General features: G+C 50.2%; 23 protein-coding genes. 10 read left to right on the forward strand and 13 right to left on the reverse strand.

Annotated features, from left to right (window positions below):
- Window position 1: 1 nt before the first annotated feature.
- From ureC to ACFRAM_RS25245, 12 genes are read right to left on the reverse strand one after another with little or no spacing between them, the layout of a single operon-like run.
- Window positions 2-1717, reverse strand: a complete 1716-nt coding sequence (gene ureC / locus ACFRAM_RS25190) for an urease subunit alpha (RefSeq protein WP_379469282.1) — start codon at window positions 1715-1717, stop codon at window positions 2-4.
- Window positions 1698-2081 carry an urease subunit beta gene (gene ureB, locus ACFRAM_RS25195; protein WP_066376705.1) on the reverse strand — a complete coding sequence of 128 codons (384 nt, stop codon included), beginning with the start codon at window positions 2079-2081 and terminating at the stop codon, window positions 1698-1700. Before ureB ends, ureC begins: the two co-directional genes overlap by 20 nt.
- Before the next feature lie 55 nt (window positions 2082-2136).
- A complete protein-coding gene (locus ACFRAM_RS25200) occupies window positions 2137-2445 on the reverse strand; it encodes an urease subunit gamma (protein ID WP_066376703.1) in 309 nt (102 codons plus the stop codon).
- Window positions 2446-2476: 31 nt separating this feature from the next.
- Window positions 2477-3265 (reverse strand): SDR family oxidoreductase, encoded by a 789-nt coding sequence (locus tag ACFRAM_RS25205; RefSeq protein ID WP_379469285.1) that lies wholly within the window; start codon window positions 3263-3265, stop codon window positions 2477-2479.
- 54 nt (window positions 3266-3319) lie between these two features.
- On the reverse strand, window positions 3320-4210 hold the full coding sequence (locus ACFRAM_RS25210) for a dihydrodipicolinate synthase family protein (protein ID WP_379469287.1): 891 nt from the start codon (window positions 4208-4210) through the stop codon (window positions 3320-3322).
- Window positions 4207-5571 (reverse strand): dihydroorotase, encoded by a 1365-nt coding sequence (locus ACFRAM_RS25215; RefSeq protein ID WP_175370943.1) that lies wholly within the window; start codon window positions 5569-5571, stop codon window positions 4207-4209. Before ACFRAM_RS25215 ends, ACFRAM_RS25210 begins: the two co-directional genes overlap by 4 nt.
- Window positions 5572-5595: 24 nt before the next feature.
- Window positions 5596-6558, reverse strand: coding sequence for an ABC transporter ATP-binding protein (locus tag ACFRAM_RS25220; RefSeq protein ID WP_379469290.1), 963 nt, complete (start codon window positions 6556-6558; stop codon window positions 5596-5598).
- Window positions 6555-7532: an ABC transporter ATP-binding protein gene (locus ACFRAM_RS25225; RefSeq protein ID WP_379469292.1), complete on the reverse strand. Its 978-nt coding sequence runs from the start codon at window positions 7530-7532 to the stop codon at window positions 6555-6557. The genes ACFRAM_RS25220 and ACFRAM_RS25225 overlap by 4 nt, the downstream gene beginning before the upstream one ends.
- A 44-nt stretch (window positions 7533-7576) precedes the next feature.
- Window positions 7577-9157, reverse strand: a complete 1581-nt coding sequence (locus ACFRAM_RS25230; RefSeq protein WP_379469294.1) for an ABC transporter substrate-binding protein — start codon at window positions 9155-9157, stop codon at window positions 7577-7579.
- A 30-nt stretch (window positions 9158-9187) separates the two neighbouring features.
- Window positions 9188-10105 (reverse strand): ABC transporter permease, encoded by a 918-nt coding sequence (locus tag ACFRAM_RS25235; RefSeq protein WP_175370940.1) that lies wholly within the window; start codon window positions 10103-10105, stop codon window positions 9188-9190.
- Between the two features lie 27 nt (window positions 10106-10132).
- A complete protein-coding gene (locus ACFRAM_RS25240) occupies window positions 10133-11143 on the reverse strand; it encodes an ABC transporter permease (RefSeq protein WP_379469297.1) in 1011 nt (336 codons plus the stop codon).
- Window positions 11144-11196: 53 nt separating this feature from the next.
- Window positions 11197-12633: an amidase gene (locus tag ACFRAM_RS25245; RefSeq protein WP_379469299.1), complete on the reverse strand. Its 1437-nt coding sequence runs from the start codon at window positions 12631-12633 to the stop codon at window positions 11197-11199.
- A 304-nt stretch (window positions 12634-12937) separates the two neighbouring features.
- Here ACFRAM_RS25245 and ACFRAM_RS25250 point away from each other — a divergent pair, with 304 nt between their 5' ends.
- Window positions 12938-13924: a LysR family transcriptional regulator gene (locus ACFRAM_RS25250; protein ID WP_379469303.1), complete on the forward strand. Its 987-nt coding sequence runs from the start codon at window positions 12938-12940 to the stop codon at window positions 13922-13924.
- A gap of 84 nt (window positions 13925-14008) precedes the next feature.
- Here ACFRAM_RS25250 and ACFRAM_RS25255 read toward each other — a convergent pair whose 3' ends face one another.
- Entirely contained in the window at window positions 14009-14719 is a 711-nt protein-coding gene (locus ACFRAM_RS25255) for a maleate cis-trans isomerase family protein (protein WP_379469306.1), read from the reverse strand.
- Window positions 14720-15112: 393 nt separating this feature from the next.
- On the opposite strand from ACFRAM_RS25255, the gene ACFRAM_RS25260 reads away from it, so the two are divergent.
- The 9 genes from ACFRAM_RS25260 to nagA all read left to right on the forward strand — a co-directional run bounded on the left by ACFRAM_RS25260 (window position 15113) and on the right by nagA (window position 24460).
- The gene (locus tag ACFRAM_RS25260; RefSeq protein WP_175370935.1) at window positions 15113-15298 is read left to right on the forward strand and encodes a hypothetical protein; all 186 of its coding nucleotides are present in this window, start codon (window positions 15113-15115) and stop codon (window positions 15296-15298) included.
- A gap of 235 nt (window positions 15299-15533) precedes the next feature.
- The gene (locus ACFRAM_RS25265) at window positions 15534-15758 is read left to right on the forward strand and encodes a helix-turn-helix domain-containing protein (RefSeq protein ID WP_019908812.1); all 225 of its coding nucleotides are present in this window, start codon (window positions 15534-15536) and stop codon (window positions 15756-15758) included.
- Window positions 15759-16040: 282 nt separating this feature from the next.
- A complete protein-coding gene (locus ACFRAM_RS25270; RefSeq protein ID WP_379469308.1) occupies window positions 16041-17021 on the forward strand; it encodes a LacI family DNA-binding transcriptional regulator in 981 nt (326 codons plus the stop codon).
- A 220-nt stretch (window positions 17022-17241) separates the two neighbouring features.
- Window positions 17242-18141: an iron uptake system protein EfeO gene (gene efeO / locus ACFRAM_RS25275; RefSeq protein ID WP_379469310.1), complete on the forward strand. Its 900-nt coding sequence runs from the start codon at window positions 17242-17244 to the stop codon at window positions 18139-18141.
- A gap of 5 nt (window positions 18142-18146) precedes the next feature.
- Complete coding sequence (gene efeB / locus ACFRAM_RS25280; protein ID WP_379469312.1) at window positions 18147-19469, forward strand: iron uptake transporter deferrochelatase/peroxidase subunit; 1323 nt, start codon at window positions 18147-18149, stop codon at window positions 19467-19469.
- Window positions 19470-19658: 189 nt separating this feature from the next.
- Window positions 19659-21452: an FTR1 family iron permease gene (locus ACFRAM_RS25285; protein ID WP_379469314.1), complete on the forward strand. Its 1794-nt coding sequence runs from the start codon at window positions 19659-19661 to the stop codon at window positions 21450-21452.
- 223 nt (window positions 21453-21675) lie between these two features.
- Window positions 21676-22554, forward strand: coding sequence for a MurR/RpiR family transcriptional regulator (locus tag ACFRAM_RS25290; RefSeq protein WP_175370930.1), 879 nt, complete (start codon window positions 21676-21678; stop codon window positions 22552-22554).
- Window positions 22554-23282, forward strand: coding sequence for a glucosamine-6-phosphate deaminase (nagB, locus tag ACFRAM_RS25295; protein ID WP_379469317.1), 729 nt, complete (start codon window positions 22554-22556; stop codon window positions 23280-23282). The genes ACFRAM_RS25290 and nagB overlap by 1 nt, the downstream gene beginning before the upstream one ends.
- Window positions 23270-24460, forward strand: a complete 1191-nt coding sequence (nagA, locus tag ACFRAM_RS25300; protein WP_379469319.1) for an N-acetylglucosamine-6-phosphate deacetylase — start codon at window positions 23270-23272, stop codon at window positions 24458-24460. Before nagB ends, nagA begins: the two co-directional genes overlap by 13 nt.
- The last annotated feature ends 105 nt before the right edge of the window (window positions 24461-24565 follow it).

Consider the following 24565-nt stretch of genomic DNA (forward strand, 5'->3'; position numbering starts at 1 on the left):
TTCAAAACAAAAAGTATCGCTGAGCCATCGGAACCACTTCAGAAGGCTCGCAAGTAATGTGTATACCATCGACCGTCACTTTGTACGTTTCCGGATCAACTTCAATTTTTGGCGTAAAACCGTTATGAATCATATCCTTCTTGGATACATTGCGGCAGTTACTAATCGGCTCCACCCGCTTCATAAGTCCCAGCCGTTCCTTTATTCCACTGTCATAAGCGGCCTGCGATACGAACGTAATTGAGCTTTCAGTCAACGATTTGCCGTATGCGGCGAACATCGGGCGTCCGAATACAGGCTGCGGTGTCGGAATCGAGGCGTTCGGATCACCCATTTGTGCATAAGCAATACTGCCGCCTTTGAGCACCAGATCCGGCCTGACTCCAAAGAACATGGGGCTCCACAGCACCAGATCCGCGAACTTTCCGATTTCAACTGAACCGACAAGATGGGAGACGCCGTGTGTGATCGCCGGATTAATCGTATACTTGGCGATATAACGCTTGATGCGCACGTTGTCCCGTTCTTCTGTATCCGACTCAAGCGGTCCGCGCTGGCGTTTCATTTTATCCGCTGTTTGCCATGTACGGATGATCACCTCACCGACACGCCCCATCGCTTGGGAATCCGAACTGATCATGCTGAAGACACCCATATCGTGTAAAATATCCTCTGCGGCTATAGTTTCAGGACGAATGCGTGAATCAGCGAACGCTACATCTTCTGGAATACGGCTGTCCAGGTGGTGACATACCATCAGCATATCCAGATGCTCCTCGATGGTATTAACGGTGAAGGGCCGGGTGGGATTGGTCGATGAAGGCAGAACATTCTGCTCAGCCGCAGCCCGGATGATATCGGGAGCATGACCGCCACCGGCTCCTTCCGTATGATAGGTATGGATCGTTCTGCCGCCTATAGCCTCCAGTGTATCCTCCAGGAAACCGGATTCATTGAGTGTATCCGTATGGATGGCAACCTGAACATCGTATTGATCTGCGGCTTTCAGACATGCATCAATGGCTGCCGGAGTACTGCCCCAATCCTCATGCAGCTTGAGACCAATTGCACCCGCCTCAATCTGCTCAATGAGAGGTTCTACGAATGAGGAATTTCCTTTTCCGGTAAGCCCGATGTTCATTGGAAATGCCTCTACCGCCTCCAGCATGCGCATCATATGCCAGGCACCCGGCGTACAGGTTGTTGCCTTTGTCCCTGTTGCAGGCCCTGTCCCTCCCCCAATCATAGTTGTAACTCCAGAGGATAATGCAACTTCAATCTGCTGGGGACAAATAAAATGCACATGTGCATCAATGCCCCCGGCTGTAACAATCTTACCTTCTCCTGCAATAATTTCCGTGCTTGCACCAACAACCATACCTGGCGTCACGCCATCCATGATGTCAGGGTTGCCTGCTTTTCCAATAGCTGTGATTACCCCATCCCGGATTCCGATATCTCCCTTCACAATCCCCCAATGGTCGATGATCACCGCATTTGTTATAAGCGTATCGAGCACACCCTCACTGCGTATGGCGCTGCTGGACTGGCCCATCCCGTCACGAATGACTTTACCACCGCCAAATTTGCACTCATCACCGTATACCGTATAATCATGTTCAATCTCCGCCCAAAGCTCTGTATCTGCAAGGCGTATGGCGTCCCCGGTTGTCGGACCAAACATACCTGCATAACTTTTACGGTCTATCTTGTGCATGACAGTCTCCTTTCCATGCCTGAAGACGGGCTTTAACTTCAATACCTAAGTCTCCTTTTTCAGCAGGACCATTAGTGATGGCACTCAGACCGTAAGAGCACTTATTCCCCCCCAGAGTCACAAGCTCTACCGGCTTCTCCTCTCCGGGTTCAAAGCGCACAGCCGTTCCGGCAGGGATATTCAGTCTCATTCCAAATGCAAGTTCCCTATCAAATAATAAAGCCCGGTTGACTTCGAAAAAATGAAAATGTGATCCAATCTGAATTGGACGATCACCTAAATTTACGACAATCAGCTTCTCAGTGGCTCTGCCTGCATTAAGTTCAATCCATCCTGCTTGTGTCCGATATTCACCCGGAATCATCTTGTTCCTCCTTCTATTCGTACTTGATAAAAGGACGTGATTATACTGATCAACGTTAGGTTCCGTTAATAGGCTCGTGTACGGTTACAAGTTTTGTGCCATCAGGGAACGTCGCTTCGACCTGTACCTCTTGAATCATCTCAGGTACACCCTCCATAACCTGTTCTCGCTTCAAAATTTGTGTTCCGAGCTCCATGAGCTGGGATACCGTTTTCCCATCACGAGCTCCCTCCATAATCTCCGATGTGAGGAGCGCAATGCTTTCTGGATAATTTAATTTCAACCCGCGCGCAAGCCTTCTCCGTGCCAAATCGGCGGCTACAGTAATCAACAGCTTGTCTCTCTCATGAGGGCTAAGTTGCAAATATTCTCCCTACTTTCCGTAAACTTCTTTTTTACATGCTTTTGATCATACCGCCATCCACCAGCACCGTGCTGCCAGTCATATAGGATGAGGCTTCCGAAGCCAGAAAAGCGACCACTTTGCCGAACTCTTCCGGTTTGCCATAACGTCCAAGCGGAATAGTCTTGCGGGAGTCGGCCTCCACTTGTTCAATCGGAACCCCCGTCTGATTAGCCTTGATTTCATCCAGCGTTCTTACACGATCCGTAGCAATTCGTCCTGGTGCTACTGTGTGGACCAGAATATTATAGGGTGCGAGTTCTATGGATAGCGTCTTCGCCATTCCCATAACGCCTAACCGAAATGTATTGGAGATTAAGAGACCTGGGATTGGCTGTTTCACCGAAGAGGACGTCAGGTTGATAATCCGGCCTGCACGACTATTTTTCATATAAGGTAGTACCTCGCGAATAAGACGGACATAGCTCAGCAGCGTTAATTCGAACGCTTGGGTCCAGTCTTCATCCGTGAACTTTTCGAACGTCCCCGCCGGCGGACCACCGGCATTATTAATCAAAATGTCTATCGTCCCGAACAGATCAACCGTTCTAAGAACCGCTGCCTTCAACTGCTCCGGTTTAGTAATATCACATAATACATATTCGACCTGACCCGCTGCCACCTGCTGCAGTTCTTCCTTGGCAAGCTTCAGTTCTTCCTCGTTCCGTCCGGAAAGCATCACGTTGGCGCCTTCCTTTGCTAACTCCAGCGCACTGGCTTTGCCGAGTCCTCTGCTTGAGGCCGCTATAAATACCGTTTTGCTTGTTAAATTCAAGTCCATGCTCATCCCCCTGCCGAAAATCGTATCTTACAGCATCACCATCAGTTGGTGCTTCTACTCTAGTTCCAATCCAAGAAAAGCGATTATCTCCTGAAGCTCCTGCATGGTTTGTGGATCAATGGAAGCTCCCGGGAAACGCACATGTGAGCTTGCAATCGCCTGACGCAGCTTGAAGGTCTCTTTACGGATAGTTACGCCGCCGATTCCAAGCTGTGCTTCGAAGCGAATTAACGGCAAATAACGGTAGAAGTACGCTCTCGCCTCCTGCTTCTTACCCGCTTTGAACAGATTATAGGTCTCCACAAGGATTTCCGGGTAAGCGAAGCCCGTCATGATACCCACCGCACCTCGTTCAAGTTCTTCGTAGAAATACATTCCCCCGAGACCACCGAAAATACGAAGATTGGCCTGTTTTAGAATGCTAGTGATCTTGATTGTGGTCGGCGCTTCTTCCAGCTTGACGTACTTGATCTGAGGCACGCACTCCGCCAGCTTCGCGATAAATGGCGCGCTCAGACGAACGCCTGTCGTTACCGGTTCGTCCTGCAGTACGATCGGAATCGAGATTTTCTCAGCCACATTTGCAAAATAACGAAGCAGCATATCTTCATTGTTCAAATTGGCAGGAGGTGCAACCATGACGGCCGCTGCTCCGGCTTCCTCCGCTCTCTTGGCCAACTCACCGGCCAACTCACTGCCTGGCGCCGAGCAGCCGACGATCACTGGCACACGCCCGTTCGTCTGGTGCAAGACGATATCCATAACCCGGTAACGCTCGGACTCGGACAGCTTGTGAGCCTCTCCCATAATGCCTAGTATTGTCATTCCGTGAACACCGGAATGAATATAGAACTCTGTCAGTTTTCGCAGACTCTCTTCATCCAGACTGCCATCGTCGTGGAAAGGAGTCAGCGTAATGACACAAAGACCTTGCAAATCGCTCATTTGGAACCCCCCACTTTATTAGCTACGAATTTCCCGAAGCCTGGCTTTTGAACCACTTCATCTCCGTCATAAACGGTACACCCTCGGACTATCGTATGAATGATCTTCCCCTGTACCTTTTGACCGTGAAAAGGTGTGATTTTGGCATTTGTCCGAAACTTCTGCTCGTCAATCACCCAATGTGCGTGGGGATCAATGACTGTAAAGTCGGCATCATAACCCGGAGCGATCCGACCTTTGCCTTCGATCTGGAAGACTTCGGCGGGATGCTGCGACAACAGCTGTGCATATTGCACCGGCGTCATCTGCCCTTTAGCTACACCACGATCAAAGATCAGCGAAGCCATTATTTCCAGACCGGGAAGTCCCGGCGCCGCTTTGAAAATGTTCTCCTTACCCGCATCCTTCTTACTCTTATCCCATGGGACGTGATCCGACGTAATCATGTTAAACGCGCCTGCCTTGACATACTCCCACATCTTCATTGCATCTTCCGGTTGGCGCAGCGGAGGGTTCATCTTCGCCTTCGTGCCAAGACGTTCAAGATCACCAACGTCCTTCAAAAAATACGGGTAGCACGTTTCAGCTGTCACCCGCACGCCCTGCCGCTGGAACGCTTGGATAAGCTCTATGGTACGAGGATGGCTAACATGGACGATGTGAAGTTTCGCCTGTGTCCAATAGGCCATTTCCAGCAACTTGAGCACCTCAACCGATTCACTGACTGGAGGCCGGGTCTCCATATGCGCCCGGGGTGCCACGTTGCCTTTTTCCGAGTATTCCTCGATCAAATGCCCGATGATCTCACCGTTCTCCGCATGGAATGCCACCGGAAGTCCTATCTTCCCCGCAAGCTGCAGCGACTGAAGCACTTCATGATCCGGAATGCGCGGAAAGCGGTAAGGGTCCGCTTCAAAAGTGGACAGCTTGAACGCGATAGCACCGGCTTCAGCCAACGGGCCAATCTGCCAGGTGCCTCCTTTCGCTACGGTAGCCCACAATCCTACATCCACAATAGCTTCTTGCTCCAGCAGTGCCACTTTGTCCTTGAAGCGTTCTACGCTAGTGATGGGATCAGGCGAATCATAAGGCATGTCAAGAATAGTAGTGAATCCGCCTACGGCTGCCGAGGCTGTATTGTTAATGAAGCCTTCTTCAGGATTCGTATAACAATGTACATGAGCATCAATTAATCCCGGGAAGATATAGCAATCTTCAAAGTCGAGTGTCCGTTCTCCGTTCAGAGCTGCCTGTTCTGGCGAGAACGTCTCAATGACGCCGTTATTAATGCCGAGCTCGCCCGCTACCACGCCGTCTTCAAGCACCAGGCATCCTCTTACGACAAGTTGGTAAGTGCTCATTTTCATTTCTCCTTCGGGATAAATTCAATATAGTAGACAAGCTACACTCCGGCCTGGAGACACTTCTTTCCACTCCGGCGTCACCGATTTACATTCCGGTCTGGCCGATGGACAGCGTGTATGGAAAGCACAGCCAGCAGGGGGATGCTGTGGATTGGGTACATCCCCGCTCAGAATAATCCGCTCTCTTTTGACTTCTGTATCCGGAAGCGGAAGGGCTGAGATCAACGCCTTCGTATACGGATGAAGCGGATTTTTAAATAAGTCGTCCGTAGGCGCCATCTCAACCAGCCGGCCCAAATACATCACGCCGACGCGGTCACTGATGAATTTCACGACAGATAGATCATGCGAGATAAACATATAAGTAAGCGAATATTGCTCCTGTAAATCCTCCATCAGGTTCAAAACCTGGGCACGTATGGACACATCCAGCGCAGATACCGGTTCGTCGCATACGACGAATTGAGGCTTGAGCGCCAGCGCCCGGGCAATGCCGACCCGCTGCCGTTGTCCACCAGAGAATTCATGGGGGAAACGGTCCGCCTGATAGGGAGAGAGGCCGACCACCTGCATGAGCTCTGACACCCGGTCCTTTAGCTCAGAAGCCGAAAGCTTCTCATACAGGCGAAAAGGTTCGGACAATATTTCCCTTATCGTCCACCGCGGATTAAGGGATGCATATGGATCTTGAAATACAATCTGCATTTTCGTCCGGAACCGGCGCATTTGATCCGGATTCAGTTTTCGGATATCGTCCTGCTCGAACAGGATCTCGCCATCGGTCGGTTCAATTAACCGCAGAATCGAGCGGCCCATCGTTGACTTGCCGCAGCCGGATTCACCTACAATGGCTAGCGTCTCTCCTCGCTTAATACTCAGTGAAACGCCATCAACCGCTTTGACAACCGCACCCGTCTTGCCGAAGAATCCTTTGCGAACGGGATAATGCTTTTTTAAATTGTTTACTTCAAGCAAGACGCTCATTGCTCTCCCTCCCCGTATAGGATACAGCGGCATTTATGTCCTTGTTCGACCTCAAGAAGAGGGGGTTGATATTCAAGGCATGCATCTGTACGAAAATTGCATCGCGGGGCAAAGCGGCAGCCAGATGGCATATTCAATGGACTCGGCACACTGCCGACGATAGGCTCAAGCCGCTTTTTCTGCCCCGCCAATTGCGGGAGAGAACCAAGGAGTCCTTGGGTATACGGATGGAGAGGCTGCTTAAACAGCATCCCCACCTCCGCTTCCTCCACTACTTGTCCGGCATACATAACCACAACCCGTTGACAGGTTTCCGCCACAACACCTAGATCGTGGGTAATAAGCATAATCGCCGTTCCTTGCTCATGCTGCAGCCCCCGCATTAACTCCAGAATTTGCGCTTGAATCGTCACATCGAGTGCTGTCGTTGGTTCATCGGCAATTAGCACTTCGGGATTACAGGCCATTGCAATGGAGATCATCACCCGCTGGCGCATCCCACCTGACAACTGGTGGGGATACTCCCGGGCAATTTGTTCTGGACGGGGGATGCCGACTTTCTTCAGCATCCCGACCGCTTCGCTCCACGCTTCTTTTTTGCTGAGATTTTTATGAAAGCGAAGGGCTTCGCTGATTTGGTTGCCTATTTTAAATACTGGATTCAATGAGGTCATCGGTTCCTGGAATATCATTGCGATTCGGTTGCCTCTGACTTGCCGCATCTCCTTCACGGACAGCGAGAGCAGGCTTTGGTCGTGAAAGCGAATATCTCCGCCTGCAATACGACTTTGTCCTTTGGGAAGCAGTCCCATAATTGACATGGAGGTCACGCTCTTTCCGCACCCGGATTCACCGACCACCCCCAATGTTTCTCCCTTATTCAACACCAGATCAACTCCATCAACGACACGTACAGGTCCTTTACCGGTAAGAAATTCTGTCTTTAAATCCTTTACTTCAAGTAAGGGCCTCATCGGCTAACCTCCCTGTGGAATTCTCGAAGATTTAAGAGTTGGTGTTACTTCATGCTCAGGTCGGCAAAACGGATAAATTCGTCCGGATAGAATTTGTATCCTTCCACCTTGTTACTGACGCCAACAATGCGGTTGTATTGATACAGATACAGCCAAGGGGTATCGGCCGTAATAATCTTCTGAGCCTGGTGATACAGTTCCATGCGTTTATCATTGTCTCGTTCATCGCTTGCTTGCTTCAACAGCCCGTCAACAGTAGGGTTGCTGTAGTTATTGAAGTTGCCTGTTCCCTTGCTGTCCAGCAGCAATCCTAAATGCCAGCTCGGGTCGTATACCATCGAAGTCCATTTGGTAATGTAAGCATCCATAGACTTTTGTTTTTGCATTTCCAGAAATTGCGGACGGGCTACATTTTTAATATTCACAGTAACGCCTATTTTTGCTAGAGAAGCTTGCAGCAGAACAGCATCGTCGTCCCAGTCCGGATATCCTGAACCAATTGTCAGATCGAAGCTGAATCCGTTCGGATACCCCGCTTCGGTCAAGAGTTGCTTCGCCTTGTCCAGATCGTAAGTATACGCATACCCGTCGTCTGTGTAGCCGGGGGTGTTGCTTGGAACGGAGCTTCTCATCGAACGCGCTTCATTAAACATGACGTCCTTAATTAACTGATCATAGGGTGTGGCATAAGCGAGCGCTTGACGTACCTTCGGATTGTTGAAAGGCTCTTTGTTCATGTTCATTGCCAAGAACAAGATCCGATTGCTGCTGTTGGAATGAACCGTCAGGTTCGTAGCAGACTTAAGGTCTGCCAAGTCCTTTGGAGGCAGTTCAACCGAGACGTCGATGTCACCGTTCTTCAGCAGCATGAGACGATTGGAGGCTTCTTTGATGTACTTCATCGTAACTTGTTCAATCTTAGGAGCTCCTGCCCAATAGTTCTTGTTAGCTTTGAAAATGACTTCGCTCGACGGATCCCATTTCTCAATGCTATAGGCACCGGAACCGACCGCATGATCATTGACATAGGCGTCGCCTTTTTCTTTAACAAGCTTATCGTCAAGGATGGAGAACCAGTACATCGCAAGCATTTTCAGCAGATTCGGGTTCGCCTTGGTCAGCTTGAGGACAACCGTTTTCTCATCTTGGGCTGTAATACTAGCAATTTGTGTCAAGCTGTAAGTGAAACTCCCCGTTGCAGAATCTCTCATTCGTTCCAGTGAAAATTTAACAGAATTAGCCGTAACGGGATTTCCACTTTGGAAGTTGGCATTATCCTGCAATTTAAAAGTATAGGTTAAGCCGTCTTCGGAGATCGTCCATTCCTTCGCTAGCATCGGCTTCAGTTTGAATGCCTTGGCGGAATCGCCATCGCCAGGATTAACTTCATAGCCTACCAGCCGATCGTAAGCGTTGACGGCCAGAACGTCCGACGTAGCGTTAACAGGGTCAAGTGTACTCGCCACTGCCTGCCACGCAACAGTAAGCGCTGTGGGTGCTGCGCCGCTATTGCCTCCGCTGGCTGGCTCTGATGAAGCGGCGGCATCACCGCTTGGACTTGAGGCACAACCAGCTAGCGCCAAAACCAATATAAGAACCATAAATCCTACCCAACACTTCTTCATGGTCTTCTCTCCTTATCCATTGTCAGATTTCTAATCGTTCTTCTTGTTGCCGCTACTGGATCTAAGCCGGGGATCAAGCACATCCCGCAAGCCGTCTCCAATTAAATTGAATCCCAAAATGGAGGTTGCAATGGCCAGTCCCGGGAATGAAACAATCCACCATTCCCCTGAGACAATGTACTGACGGCCTTCAGCTATCATGGCCCCCCACTCCGCAATAGGCGGTTTCACGCCTAGTCCGAGGAAGTTCAAGCTGGAAGAGATAAGAATAGCAAAACCAATGCCCAGCGTGGCTCTTACGATAAGCGGAGCGAGCGCATTGGGAAGAATATGGCGAAACAAAATAACCGAATTTTTCAAACCGATGGCCCGCCCCGCTTCAACGAACTCCTTCTCCCGCAGAAGCATGGTTTGCCCGTACATCAGACGGACATATTCAGGAATACCAACGACGCTTACCGCGATCATTGCGCTGGTTAAGCCCGGACCAATCGAGGCGGCAATCGCCATAGCAAGCACCAATGCGGGGAAAGCCAGGAACATATCCATCACGCGCATGATGATGCTGCCGAGAACACCGCCGTAGTAGCCTGCAATAGCACCGAGAATGGTGCCCACGCAGAAGGATATCGCTACAGCTGCCACCCCGGACCAGATGGTATACTTGGCCCCGTATGCAATACGAGTAAATATATCCCGTCCGAAATTGTCCGTCCCGAACCAGTGCGATACACTCGGAGGCGTAAGTTTATTGGCCACATCCGGTTCGATAGGAGAATAGGGGGATAGTAGCGGCGCCAGCAGAGCCAGGGCAATCCAAACGATAATGAGCAACAGTCCGATCATCGACAGGCGATTGCTTGTAAGCAACCGGATGATGCCCACTGACTTGCGTTCCTGTTCACTGGATGACTGGGAAACCAGGGCAGTTGCTGCTATCTTCTCCATAAGTTCATCTCCTTGTCCCGAAGATCGTCAATCATAGCGGACACGCGGATCAATCAATCCGTAAATCACGTCTACCGCCAAATTGGTAAAGCTGATTATCAAGGCACTCATTAAGGTGAATGCCTGTATTGGTGCATAGTCCGTCGCAAGTATGGAATCGGTAATATAACTGCCCACGCCCGGCCAGGAGAAAATCGTCTCTGTCACCACAGCACCGCCAAGTAATAGACCAAACTGCACTCCGATAACGGTAAGCGTTGGAAGCAACGCATTAACAAGCGCATGCTTCATCACAACACTGCGTTCGTAAATCCCTTTAGCTCTGGCTGTGCGGATGAAATCTTGGCTGATCACCTCCAGCATGCTCGACCGGACCATACGTGAGATAATGGCCATCATTCCGGTACTTAGCACAATTGCAGGCAGCAGCAGATGAGCCAATGCTTGCTCCAATACCGGTATGTTCCATGTCAACAGGCTGTCGATAACATACAAACCGGTCAAATGAGTCGGTGGACTGACACTGTCTCCTAATCTCCCCAGGGGTGCAGGAGACCAGTTTAACTTGGAATAAAATACATAAATCAGAATCAGAGCCAGCCAAAAGGACGGAACACAAGAACCGATAAGAGAGAACACCCGGGAGATATGATCGACGATTGATTCTTTCTTAGTTGCGGCAATAATTCCGACCGGGAGTGCAACAGCCAGCGCAATGATGAAGCTGGCCAGCGTCAGTTCAATGGTAGCCGGCAGGCGCGTATAAAAGTCGGAAAAGACGCTGTGGCCCGTATGCCAGGCAAAACCGAAGTCCCCGTGAAACAGTCGAATAACATAATGAAAAAATTGTTGATACAAGGGCTCATTCAAACCCATATCGCCGCGGAGCTTCTTCAAAACCTCTTCGGGAGCTTCTGTACCCGCAATCATCAAAGCAGGGTCCCCCGGCAGTATTCTGGTGAGAAAAAACGTGATGAAAACTATCCCGATAAGAACAGGAATCATATAAAACAATCTGCGCAGGATATAGAGAGCCATCTACGCACCCTCCTTTTGCATATTCAGACATTTTATTTCTAACGATATTTTGTTTATCTGTCGTAACGTTCAATCAGTGCATTCAGATGAGGCAACCATGGACGAGCCTCTTCAAATGCGCTGGAAGCGCGGAGGACGATATCATCTGCCAGATGCCCGCCGATCAATTGCAAGCCGACCGGAAGTCCGGTATCCGTCCAGCCGGCAGGAAGTGAAGCCGCCGGGAAGCCGGTGATATTAGCCAGACAATTAAAGGAAGACCAGTGATTGTCCGGCACACTTTTACCGTCGATTTCTGTCGGGCCGTAAGTGCCAACCTTGAATGCAGGGGCAAACAGCGCGGGAACAATAAACAAATCATAATTTTCCATAAATCTTCTCATTGTAATGTTAATGGCTTGTCTATCCATCGCCGCTGAGGTCAACTGCTCATCAGTCCACACCCGGTTGATGGTGTTCACGAAGTTAGGGTCCATGTACTCCCCATACTCTTTCGCCATTTTTCGCAACCCGGCGAAGTCGGTATCCCTGGCGATCAATCCGGCGAAGATTTGAGATGGATTAGAAATGCCGGGATGTACCTCTTCAACATGACAGCCCAGTTCTTCAAATACTTTCACCGCCTCTAAGGTAATGCGGCGCACCTCCGGATCAACGGTCGCATAACCGGCATCCACACTCCAGGCGATTCGAAGGTTCTTGATGTCTTTATTCTGTATGATCTTCAGAAAGTCGAGCTTACCCGGAAGACTGTGTCTGTCCATGTGACTCGGTCCACTCATGATGCTAAGCATCAGTGCGCTATCTTCAACCGTACGCGTTAAGGGTCCGATAACTTCGAGCGTTTCCCAACTGCTTCCTCCCGGGAATTTCGGATCACGGCAGCCTGGATATAAGGGTACTCGGCCAAAGGACGGCTTGAATCCATAAACACCAGTCAAACTTGCAGGATTACGGATAGAACCGCCGCCGTCACTGCCGACCGTGAGTGAACCCATGCCCGTTACGACTGCAACAGCAGAACCACCGCTGGAACCACCCGGGGTTAATTCCGTATTCCAAGGATTGCGGATATTTCCAAAAACCTTATTAATGCCCCGATAACCAAACTCTGGTACATTCGTCTTCCCAATGATAATGCCCCCGGCCTTATTCAGACGCTCTATGCTAATGTCATCTTCATCCGGAACATAATTCTCAAAAGCTTTCGAACCAAAAGCAGTGCGAATCCCTTTCGTCAGCACCAAGTCTTTGGCATGGAAGGGAACGCCATGAAGCGGTCCAACCTCTTCTCCGTTCATAATTTGTTCTTCTGCTTGTTTCGCAGCCGCCATGGCATGATCTTCCTCCAACTGGCAAAAGGCGTTCAGTACCGGATTTAATCTATGAATTCTGTCAAATACCTGCTCTACAATTTCAACCGGCGATACTTCGCGTTCACGTATCAATTTCGCTTGCTCAACCCCGGTGAGTGCATATAATCTCTTCATTTCTATAAATCTCCTCCCTACAACCTCATGTCAGCTTTGAAGTTTAATGTCGTTAACAATGTTAAACTTCCTGACAAAACATTAGCATATCCATCAAGCGCTGAATAATAAAAAAAATAAATAACACCCTAAACACTTAAATTTCGCAAATTATTAGCATATCAAAATTAAAAGTGATATTATTTTTATATAAAATGTTAGAATATATAACATAAATAATAGCATCTCATCAAACTTTCTATATTGAATTTTAATGGAAACCGCGTCAACATTAATGACAAGGACTTATGGGGAGGGTGAACCTATGGACTTAACAGATCTGCATTCTTTGCTTACAATCGCCCGAGAAAAGAGTATATCGAAAGCCTCTAAGGTAATTCATATCTCTCAACCCGCGTTAACGATCAGAATAAAAAAACTGGAGCAGGAATTAGGGTTTGTCTTACTGGAGCGTACTCGGAGCGGGGTAAAATTGACCAAGCAAGGGGCATCAATTATTCATAACGCCACCAAAGCCATTCAGCAAATTAAGGCCATGTCCAAACTTCAAGATCATTCCAATTTAATCGATTTGATTAAATTGCTTCATCCGGAGCAAGATGACTTCAGCGATTCATTCAACGATAATAGCAGCAACATTAAGATTGGTGTTGCTACCCCGCTGGGATGGACCATGTTCAAGCCTATCATGAACCACTTGCGCAGCTTTGATCCGGACCTGAAGTATCATATGTTATCGGACTCCAACGAAGTCATTATCGAATTAATTCTTCTTGGAGATATTGATTTTGGGTTCGTCCCTTATTTCGAGGAGCTACCTGGAATCGAATCTATCTCCATTATGCAAGATGAGATGCTGCTCCTTGGCCCCAAAAACGAAAAACCACTCTGTCTTCACAATCCCGAGAGCATGAATACCCTGCTGGAAAAGACGTTTTACCTCTTCTTCTCCAATCAACAGCTGCGGTCCTTAATTAATGAAACCATGCTTAAGCTGATGGGAAATATCCCTAAGGATATTTGCAATATTAACGAGACAGGCATCATTCTGAAAATGATTTCCGACGGACAGGGGTACACCATCTGTCCCAGTTCGTTCTTGTACGATACAATGGAATTTTTCCATAGTCTCTATGGAACCGGAGAGCTGCCCACTCTACTGCAGCATGAAACGGTACCCTTCTCCGTCTACCGCCTAGGCGAGAATTATCCGTCCCGGACGATCCGGATGATCTTTCCATCAGATTCCCCCTATTCTCAATTCATTCATCAACTATCCAACATCATCTAAATATGCGTTATTAAAAAACGGGTCCGAGAGGGGCGCACCCATTCTGGGGCGCCCTTCACGGACCCGAAATTTGTTATTCCTGTGTTACTCTAAAATTCGTCCCCATCCCGAAATGCCTGCATTGTTGGCCCCTATTAATCGGAGAGTCTTCCATAAAGTTACCGCCGCGGTATCCAACACAGGAACCCCATATTCTTCTTCCAGCGGGGTTGCCAGGTGGGCAGCACGCATATTTGTCCCTGACAGGATAATCGCATCTGTTCCAGGAATGAACGACTCTTTTACCGCCTCTATAATTTGTTTATCCGTAATCGCGCTGCTCATTTTGTTTAGCTTAATGTTAAAATTGCGGTAACCTGTACACTCAAATCCCTGATTTTTATACTGTTCGATCACTTGCTTCGTCACCTCGTCAACCAAGGGTGTAACTAAACAGTAGGTTTTGATTTTATAAAGACGCATAGCTTCAAGTAGGGCTAGTATTGAAGTTGTGGCAGGTTTGGCGGTCCGTCTGGTAATCGCGTCACATAATGCCTGATCCGATTCTTCGCCCAGCCATCCCCCGGAAGTAGCATTGTAAGCAATAACATCTACGTCAGCATCCATCAGCAAAGACGCGGCCTCCAACAATGTATCTGTATCGGATTCCCCACGCTTGTTGTCACCAATTATGATCTTAGTGAGCTTAAAACGGGTAAAATGGACAGAAACCTCGCTTAAGGAAGCCGCCATAGCTGCGGTTACAGGCTCAACAGCCGTGTTCGATGACGGCGTCAGCATTCCAATCTTTTTCATGATAGACCTCCTTTTGTTAATATACTTAAATAGTAGCATGATCCCAGAACAACCCGTCATTGTAATTATAAATATAACTCGAGCGCCTGAAACGGTCAGCAGGACAGCCGGAAGCTTATGCCCTCTATTTGGGATTTACCGTAAAATACAGGGGCTCAATAGACAATGTTATATTATCCGATTATCCATTCTGACTTACACAAAAAGTGTCTCCTTGTAGGAGACACTTTTCTTCTCATCGAACACAAACCCATATTAATTATAATTTCTCCATTTAATATTGTGTCTATCCAGTGGACATCGCACTTTATTGCATCATTCTATGTTATAATGAAAGCGTAAACATAATATACAAAGTACCGTTGAGCTCATCGCCTAAGGAGGATGATGGATATGCTGACAGGTCTGAAGGAACTTAAAAAATGGGTGTTTGAATTTTGGCAACCGGGGATGCCTTCGGGGGGAGAAGACTACCAGAGCATCGAGTTTACAACGAGTCGCCAAATGCACAATCCACAATCGCCAAGTCCGCTCACTTACGAAGAAGAAGCGCGGATCAAGACTATAAAGTTTCATTAAATCCTTATCTTCAGAGCCGTTCGAACCGGAAGTCATTTCCGATTTGGCGGCTCTTTATTTCGTCGGTTGTTTTTGTATGCGTGCATGTCTTGGTACCAAATGGTTTGCTGTATCCGCTACCGCCTATTTTAGAGCGGGTACGTCACCATTAACATCTCCCATACATAGTATGGTTTTGACTGTATCCCTTTACCTTGTTATACCAAACAAACCCGAGCAAGGAGGGGTGACACCATTGAAAGGGAACGAACATCATAGCAAATTTCTTTTAACGCATCGCGAGCGCGAAGTTTTTGAACTTCTTGTTCAGGATAAAACTACGCGCGACATCGCTGGCCTGTTGTTTATCAGCGAAAAAACCGTCAGAAATCACATCTCAAACGTCATGCAAAAATTAAACGTAAAAGGCCGTTCGCAAGCGGTTGTCGAGCTGATTAAGCTTGGGGAGCTGAAAATATAGCTACCGTGCTGTCGAAAGTGACGCGTTTAAGCCTTCTTTCACCCAACCGGGTGAGAGGAGGTTTTTTGTTGTGCTTTCTGCTAAACAAAAAAACAGCAACATTAACCTTACCGGTTCGTCACGCCCTTGCGGTCACGCCGATTTAGTCCGGTAATGCTGTTGCATCCTCAGTGTAAAATATGAAATGGATACCAGAGCAAGCCTTTTATTTTCGGGGAGTAAAAATCATGTGGTAGAATAAGATCATCACTACAATATCCACTTCAGGAGGCTTTCTTGCGGATGGCCAATATTAAAGAAATCGCCCGAATTTCCGGAGTGTCCGTAACCACCGTCTCGCGTGTGCTTAACAATCATCCTTATGTCAGCGAGGACAAACGGAATGCGGTCCTGAATACCATAGAACAGTTAAATTATCGCCGGAATATGAACGCTGTGCATCTGATCACCGGACGTACCAAATCAGTCGCAGTAATCATGCCGCTAATCCGTATCTATTATTTCTCCATCATTATGGAGGGACTAGCCCAGGAAGCATTGCTGGCTCAATACAGACTGGTCCTGTGCCAAACTAACTACCGTCCTGAAGAAGAACTCAAGGTGCTGGAAATGCTGCGCAACAAGGAAATCGATGGTGTGGTTATTGTATCCACCTCCCTGAAGCCGGAGGTTATCGAGGAATATACAGCATATGGACCTATCGTCACTTGCCAGAACAGCGGGGAAAGCCGCTTCTCCTCTGTCTATATCGAGCATTACGCCGCCTTCCGCCATGGTCTGCAATACTTGGCCGATAAAGGCTACCGTTCCATTGGCTATTGTGACGGAAGAAAACATGGCTCCTCCTCCTCCATCCGTCAGTCTGCGTTCCGGGACTTTCACCGGGAGAGCGGACTTCCGCTGCATGAAGAATGGATGATATTTGATTGCCTGAACGAAGAGCATGGTGCAGCGTTACTGCATCGTCTGAGCGCGATGGAAGAACGGCCAGAGGCTATCATCGTCGCCGGGGATCATGTCGCAGCCGCCCTGATGATTGAAGCCGGAAAACAGGGCATCCGGATTCCTGAAGACCTCGCCGTAATCGGATTTGATAACCAGCCCATCGGCAAGCTGCTGGGGTTGACCACAATTGATAACAAGCTGTTCGAGATGGGCGCGGCTGCTTTTCAGACGATCCATGAGCAGATCCACGGGGATGGCGGAAGCCAGCCCGTCCATCGCAAGCTGAACTATGAACTGATAGAGCGCTCCTCTGTGTGAGGGAGTACTAATCGGCGCAATCAAGGGATAAATGGAGGGATTTCCCTGTTCAAAATGAAAGGCGGGCACCTGTTGGTGTCCGCCTTATTTATGCTGTAATGCTAAACAATGAGAAATATCACATTTTATATTGACAGCCCAAGTACACAGACTTATGATTGTTCCAGCATTATTGATAACGATTATCATTCACATACACATATATAAAGGAGTGGCTCATTTGAAATTTAGTTATGCTGTACCGGCAAGCCTGCTTGCGGCTTCTATTCTGTTCACCGGCTGCGCAAGTAATAATACCAATGGAAACACGGCCCAATCCACAAATGGAGCGGGTAGCAACACGGCAACCAATGCTCCTGCAGCGACTGCTGATGCCGCTAAAACGGCTGAGGCTGCAGACTTTACATCAGCCATCGAACAATACCGCACGTTTGTCATCGAGCAATGTGATCTGTTCGTCAAAGAAACGGAGAAGTTCACGGGCGCCGTGAAGGCAGGTCAGATTGAAGAGGCCAAAAAGCTGTATGCTCCGACCCGGATGTATTATGAGCGGATTGAGCCTATTGCTGAAGCGCTCGGTGATTTGGATCCTCATATTGACGCCCGTGAGAATGATGTAGATCCTGCGGAATGGCGCGGCTTCCACAAGCTGGAGAAGGCCCTTTGGGAAGATAAAACCACAGCAGGATTCGAGGAGACCGCAGACCAGTTGCTGAAGGATGCACAGCTGCTGCGGGCAAAAGTGGAGACGGTAGAGATTGATGCCAATCTGCTCGTTACCGGAGCCGTTGAACTGCTGAATGAAGTTTCTTCCTCCAAAGTTACCGGTGAGGAAGAACGCTATTCCCACACTGACCTGTATGATTTTGTCGCCAACGTAGAGGGCGCACAGAAAATATATGAACTGCTCAAACCGGAGCTGGCCAAAAAAGATGCCGCGCTTGAGCAAACGATCGGTGAAAGATTTGCAGCACTGCAAGCAGAGCTGGCACCGTTCAAATCCGGTGACGGCTATGTCTCCTATCAAGAACTGAAGGAAGATGAAGTCCGCAAATTAAGCCAGAACCTCGATGCGCTAGCAGAGCCACTATCTAACATGGGGACTATTCTGGGAGTGTGATCATCATGAACAAACACGATAAGGATAAGCAATCTACTCCAACAACAAATTCAGAAACCAGCCACAAACTGCTGGATACAAAAGTAAGCCGCCGCGATATGCTGCGGCTTACTGGCGCCACCGGGCTAGGCCTCCTGCTGGGCGGCGGGGCCATGGGGAGTCTGCTTTCGAGGGGAGGAATAACTGCCAAGGCACCTGTCGCTCCTGTGCAGGCTGATTCCTCCATCCCTTTCTATGCCAACCACCAGGCTGGCATTCTTACACCTGCACAAAACTTCCTGTACTTCGCAGCTTTCGACTTGACGACAACCAAACTATCCGACGTGAAGAAGCTGTTACAGGAATGGACCACCGCTGCGGCTGCACTAACCACAGGCCGTTTGGTCGGCAATACCAATGACAGCCCTAATTTGCCACCTTCCGATACCGGAGAAGCTGATGGTTTAACCCCTTCCCGCTGTACACTCACCTTTGGCGTGGGCCCGTCCTTCTTCGACGAGCGTTTCGGGTTGGCCGGGCAACGGCCTTCCTCGCTCGCCGATCTCCCGCCATTTGTCGGCGACAATCTCGATCCCGCCTGGTGCGGCGGGGATCTCTGCGTGCAGGCCTGCGCAGACGACTTGCAGGTGGCGTTTCACGCCATCCGCAATCTGGCGCGGATTGCCCGCGGGACTGCCGTGCTGCGCTGGACCCAGGAAGGGTTCCAGCGGACGGGCGAGGCCGATCCCAAGAATGGAACACCGCGCAATTTGCTCGGCTTCAAGGACGGCACCGGGAATCCCGATGTTACCGATGAAGCCGAGATGAACAAGGTCGTCTGGCAGGGCAGCAGCGGCGACGGGCCTGCCTGGATGAACGGCGGCACCTATATGGCGGTTCGCCGGGTCCGGTTCCGCATCGAAGTATGGGATCGTTCATCCCTGAGCGACCAGGAGGCGACCTTCGGGCGGCATCGCCAAAGCGGCGCTCCTATTGGCGCCCGGGACGAGTTCGACAAACTTGATCTAAAGGCAGCAGATGCGTCCGGCAAACCGCTGATACCAGCAAATTCCCATTCCGCCCTGGCTCATGGCGACGGCACAGTCAAAATGCTGCGCCGTTCCTACTCCTATTCCGGCGGACTAAATGCCAAGACCGGCCAGCTTGATGCCGGTCTGTTATTCATCAGCTTCCAGCGGGATCTCGTCAAACAGTTCGTGACGATTCAGCAGCGCTTGTCGCGCAATGACCGCCTGAATGAATATATGGTTCACATCGGCAGCGCGGTCTTCGCCTGCTTCCCTGGCGTCCGCGAGGGTGGCTTTATTGGAGACACGCTGCTCGGGTGACCTGAGAGTTACTGAAAAGGGAATTACTTAAAAGCTCGGAAGCTACAAAGCCCGACTACACGAGCACATTAGGGCTAGTTCCATTAAAATAAGTAAACTGCATTTGCAGCGATATTTGAGCCTGTATCAAATGCCCTCTATACTTGCCTTCTATTCATATGCCTTCTTACTTGAAAGGGGATTATCCCGATGTTCTCTCTTGTTCATCATCCCTGGCGGGCGCTTAAGGCAACCGCCATGCTGGTCTTGATCTGTGTGCTGCTGACCCTCCCGGCAGCAGCAGGCTTCGCGGCGGAAGGCAGCGCCCGGCACGATGAGCTGCTGCCGCCCGTCGGCAGCGCGCTCGTCGAAGCCGGGCAGAGCCGCTGGAGCGACGCCGCCGCCGATGTGGAGACGTTCGCGGCGCTGTGGCGCACCGCGAACACAGGCACGCCGGACGAGGCACTCGCCGGTCCGGCAGCAGCTGTAGACGCCGCATTGGCGGAAGCGGCGTCCACGCTTAAGGCGGGCGGCGGCGAGCCCGCCAAGAGCGCACTGTCCACGCTCGCCAGAGCCGTGGACGCGTATGTGACCGCCGCGAGCGATAGCGGCGGTGATTCCGCTGCCGCCGGGCGAAGCGCGGCGGAGAAGTTGCTGCCCGCGGCGAAGACTGCGCGGGATGCGGCGCAGAGCGCCGACTGGGCCGCCGCGGAGAAGGCCTACAGCGCTCTAACAAGCGGCTGGAAGCCGGTGGAGCGCGCCATCCGCAAGGATAATCCTGCCGTCTACGGCATGCTGGAGACGAAGATGAGCCTGCTGCGGATCGCGCTGCAGGCAGAGCCCCGCCGTGAAGAATCAGCCCGCAGCGAAGCCAAGGCGCTGTACCAGCTGCTTGCTGATTACGGCCAGGGCAAAGCCGTTGCAGCGCCGAACATCACCGGCGAAGATACCTCCATTGAAGGATTGATTACCTATCTTAAGCAGGCCTCGGCGGCAGCTACCGATGGAGATAGTGCCAAGGCCGCAGCGATCATGGAACAGTTCATTACTGTCTGGCCGATGGCCGAAGGTCAGGTACAGATTGCTTCTCCTAAGGTCTACACCAGTATCGAAAATGAAAGTGCAGCTGTAACCGGATATCTGCTCTCCAATCCGCCAAAGCTGGAACGGGCACTCGCCACTCTGGAGCAGATGACAGCTGAGTTGACCCCGCTGGCGGGAGAAACGCACTACACAGCCTGGGATGCTGCTCTGATTCTACTGCGTGAAGGACTGGAAGCCATTCTCGTACTATCCGCTCTGCTCGCTTATGTGAAGCGGGGCAAGCAACAAGGCGCCCAAAAATGGATCTGGTCCGGAGCCGTGGCCGGTCTTGCCGGAAGTGCTATCTTGGCGGTGCTGCTCTACTATGCTATTTCCAAAGCGGCAGCCGGGAGCACACGTGAAATGATCGAGGGCGTGACTGGACTTATAGCTGTGGTCATGATGCTGACCATTGGACGATGGCTGCACAGCAAGTCGAATACGGCCTCCTGGAATAACTATGTAGGCAGACAAGTAGATGGAGCGCTGGCCAAGGGCAATCTATGGTCACTCTTCTTTGTCTCACTGCTGGCTATTCTGCGAGAGGGCGCGGAGACAACGATCTTTTATGTCGGAATGGCCCCCGCGATTAAGACCTCCTCACTGCTGATAGGGATCGGAAGCGCACTGCTAATCCTGATCATTGTGGGCTATTCCATAATCGTATTGAGTGCGAAACTGCCCATCGGAGCTTTTTTCAAAACGGCTACCGTGCTTATTTATTATCTGGTGTTCCGCTTTCTTGGGGAAAGCATTCATTCCCTTCAGGTGGCCGGAAAGATTCCCTCGCATGTGCAGGAAGGTTTTCCGTCCATTGGATGGCTGGGCTTGTACCCGACATGGGAGACACTGCTGCCTCAGTTGATCGTGCTGCTGTTCATCCTGTGGGAAATGCTGCGCCGCAAAACTGCCAAAGCTTAGTCTCATACCGCAGCTTAACCAGCCGAACACAGCTAATATTATCCGCAGAAACCCGTCTCGCAATGGTTGCGAGCGGGTTTTTGTCATTTCCACACTTTATTCATAAAGATGCCCTTGCAACGCTCATCGTTTTGTTTTATCCTATTCATGAAAATAATTTTCTGAATATATTAACTAATTGTAAAAATAATTTTAAATCAAAATTTACGAATGGAGGTGGGTCATGTCCCCAATTCTTCATGCTCTGGAGCATGAGATGACCAAGCTGTCGCAAATGGAACGCAAGCTCGCAGAGCGAATTCTTGCTTCTCCCGCCGAGATTGTCCATATGGGTATTACAGAACTGGCTGAACAATGCGGCGTCAGCCCGGCGACAGTTACCCGTTTCTGTAAGGTATTTCATTTCAAGGGCTTCCCGGACTTTAAAGTAAACCTGGCTGCAGAAATTGCTGGCAGCGATCAGGGGCAACAGGAAGGCGGCTCTTCCTATCAGGATATTGTCGCTGGCAATCCGCTCTCCACCATCGTTGAAGCGATGCAGAACAATCATCTCGCTTCGATCCGGGATACCACTTCGCTGCTTAATATAGAGCGGCTGGAGGCTGCTGTAGATCTGCTGTGCCGCGCCCGTCGTGTTGATCTGTACGGGATGGCTACTTCCTCCATCGTGGCACAAGACTTCTATCAGAAGCTCATTCGCATCGGTGTGAACTGCACAGCCTTCGCAGACTCCCATATGCAGATTACTTCTGCCTCCTCGCTGGGTGAGGGCGATGTGGCTTTTGCGGTCTCCTACTCCGGGGAAACCCCCGAAACGATTGACGCCTTGAACTGTGCCGGTGCCGGTGGAGCCAGCACCATCGCCCTAACTTCTTACGGCAGCAGCACACTAGCCTCACTGGCCGATATCCCGCTCTTCTCTTCCTCACTGGAGAAGGGGATGCGGCGGGGTGATATGGCTTCCCGCATTGCACAACTGCATATCATTGATATTTTATTCACCGGAATGGTCAGTACGCGATTTACAGACTATATTCCTAAGCTGGAGCAATCTTATGTGAATGTACAACATTATCGTCATAAACGAGGAGGTCAATCCTAATGAATATTTTAAAATTTCATAGTGAAGAGGATTTCGTACAAACAGGTGCCAATCTGATTGCAACCCTGCTGCAAAGCAACCCTAAAGCCGTGCTCGGCCTGGCTACCGGTAGCTCGCCAGTAGGTGTTTACGCCCGGCTTGTAGACATGCACAAAAAGGGTCTGGTCAGCTTTGCCAAGGCATCCTCTTATAATCTTGACGAATACGTAGGCTTGCCTGCGGATCATCCGCAGAGCTACCGCAGCTTCATGAACGAGCATTTATTCAATCATATTGATATTGATCTCTCGCGGACCCATGTGCCTGATGGCAACGCATCTGATCCTAGCGCAGAATGTGCCGCCTATGACCGGATGCTGGAAGAGAACGGCCCGGTGGACCTGCAGATTCTCGGCATCGGGAGCAATGGCCACATCGGCTTCAACGAACCGGATGCCAGCCTGAGCAGCGGTACCCATGTGGTAGACTTGCTGGAAGGTACACGGGAGGCCAATGCCCGTTTCTTCGATAAGCTGGAGGATGTGCCCCGTCAGGCGGTCACAATGGGAATCGGCGGCATCCTGAAAGCCAAGCAGATCGTCCTTCTGGTCCGTGGCGAAGAGAAAGCCGAAGCTATCCGCAATGCCATTGAGGGCCCTATCACCACTCAATGCCCGGCCTCCTTGCTGCAAAGTCACCCGAACGTAGTCGTGCTGCTGGATGAAGGTGCAGGAAAATGGCTGAAATAACCGCAACAAACGGCGAATTATTGTATGGTAAAGTGCTGACTCCGAACGGTCTGATTCCGCAAGGCGTGCTTGCGATCTCTGGAGAGCGAATTCTCTATGCCGGGGAAGCTCATGAACTGCCTTCAGCCTATGCTAACTGGGAAGCAAGTCACCATGACAATGACCTGTTGCTCCCTGGCTTTGTGGATGTTCACGTTCATGGCGGAGCAGGATATGATTTTATGTACAGTGATAATGATTCTATTGACGCCATTACAAAGTTCCACAGTACCCAGGGAACAACAACTATGCTGGCTACCACGATGACGGCCACCAAAGCTGATATCGACCGTGTTCTGGAAGAAGTACATGTCTACCTTTCCAAGGAAATGCCTTATGCACAGCTAGCGGGAGTGCATCTGGAAGGCCCGTTCATTAGCCACAAATGGCCGGGTGCCCAGAATCCGGAGCATATTGTCCCAGCTAATATTGACTGGCTGGAGCAATGGGAACATACCTATCCTGGAATGATCCGTCAGGTCACATTGGCACCGGAACGCGAAGGTGCGCTGGAAGCGATCCGTTGGCTCCGCAAGCATGACATCACAGCTGCTCTCGGTCATACCGATGCAACTTATGAAGAAGTCATTGCCGCGGCAGACGCTGGCTTGAATCAGGCCGTGCATACATTCAATGCGATGACGCCGCTTCATCATCGTAAACCGGGGACGGTGGGAGCCGTATTATCCGACAAACGCATACGCGGAGAGATTATTGCCGACGGGATTCATGTCCATCCCGCCATGGTGACCCTGCTGGCTCAGTTGAAGAATGACGGCAATCTCTTGCTGATCACGGATGCCATGTCAGCGACCGGACTCAGTGACGGGGAATATAAAATTGGTGATTTACCAGTCACCGTTAAAGATGGTATCGCCACTCTCCGTGATAATCCAGGCGCTCTTGCCGGCAGCACGCTAACGATGATTCGCGGTTTTCAATTCCTGATTCAGCAAGCGGGAATCAGTCTGGAAGAAGCCTCCCGTGCAGCCAGCTTGACTCCCGCGGCATCGCTGGGCCTCGAACAGAAAATCGGCTCGCTGGAAGCCGGCAAGCAAGCGGATATCCTGTTGCTCGACGACAAGCTTCAACTACAAGAAGTGTGGATTCGCGGCCGCAAGCAACAACGGCAAAGTTAAATGAAGAAAGCAGCAGTCCCACGCTTCGGCGGGGCTGCTGCTTTTTTTGTGCCGATCTGTTAAAAATGACGATTAATCCGGGAGTTCTCCAGAAATACTAACCAA

The organism is Paenibacillus sp. NPDC056722, from assembly GCF_042790635.1.
Lineage (GTDB): Bacteria > Bacillota > Bacilli > Paenibacillales > Paenibacillaceae > Paenibacillus_AQ > Paenibacillus_AQ agri.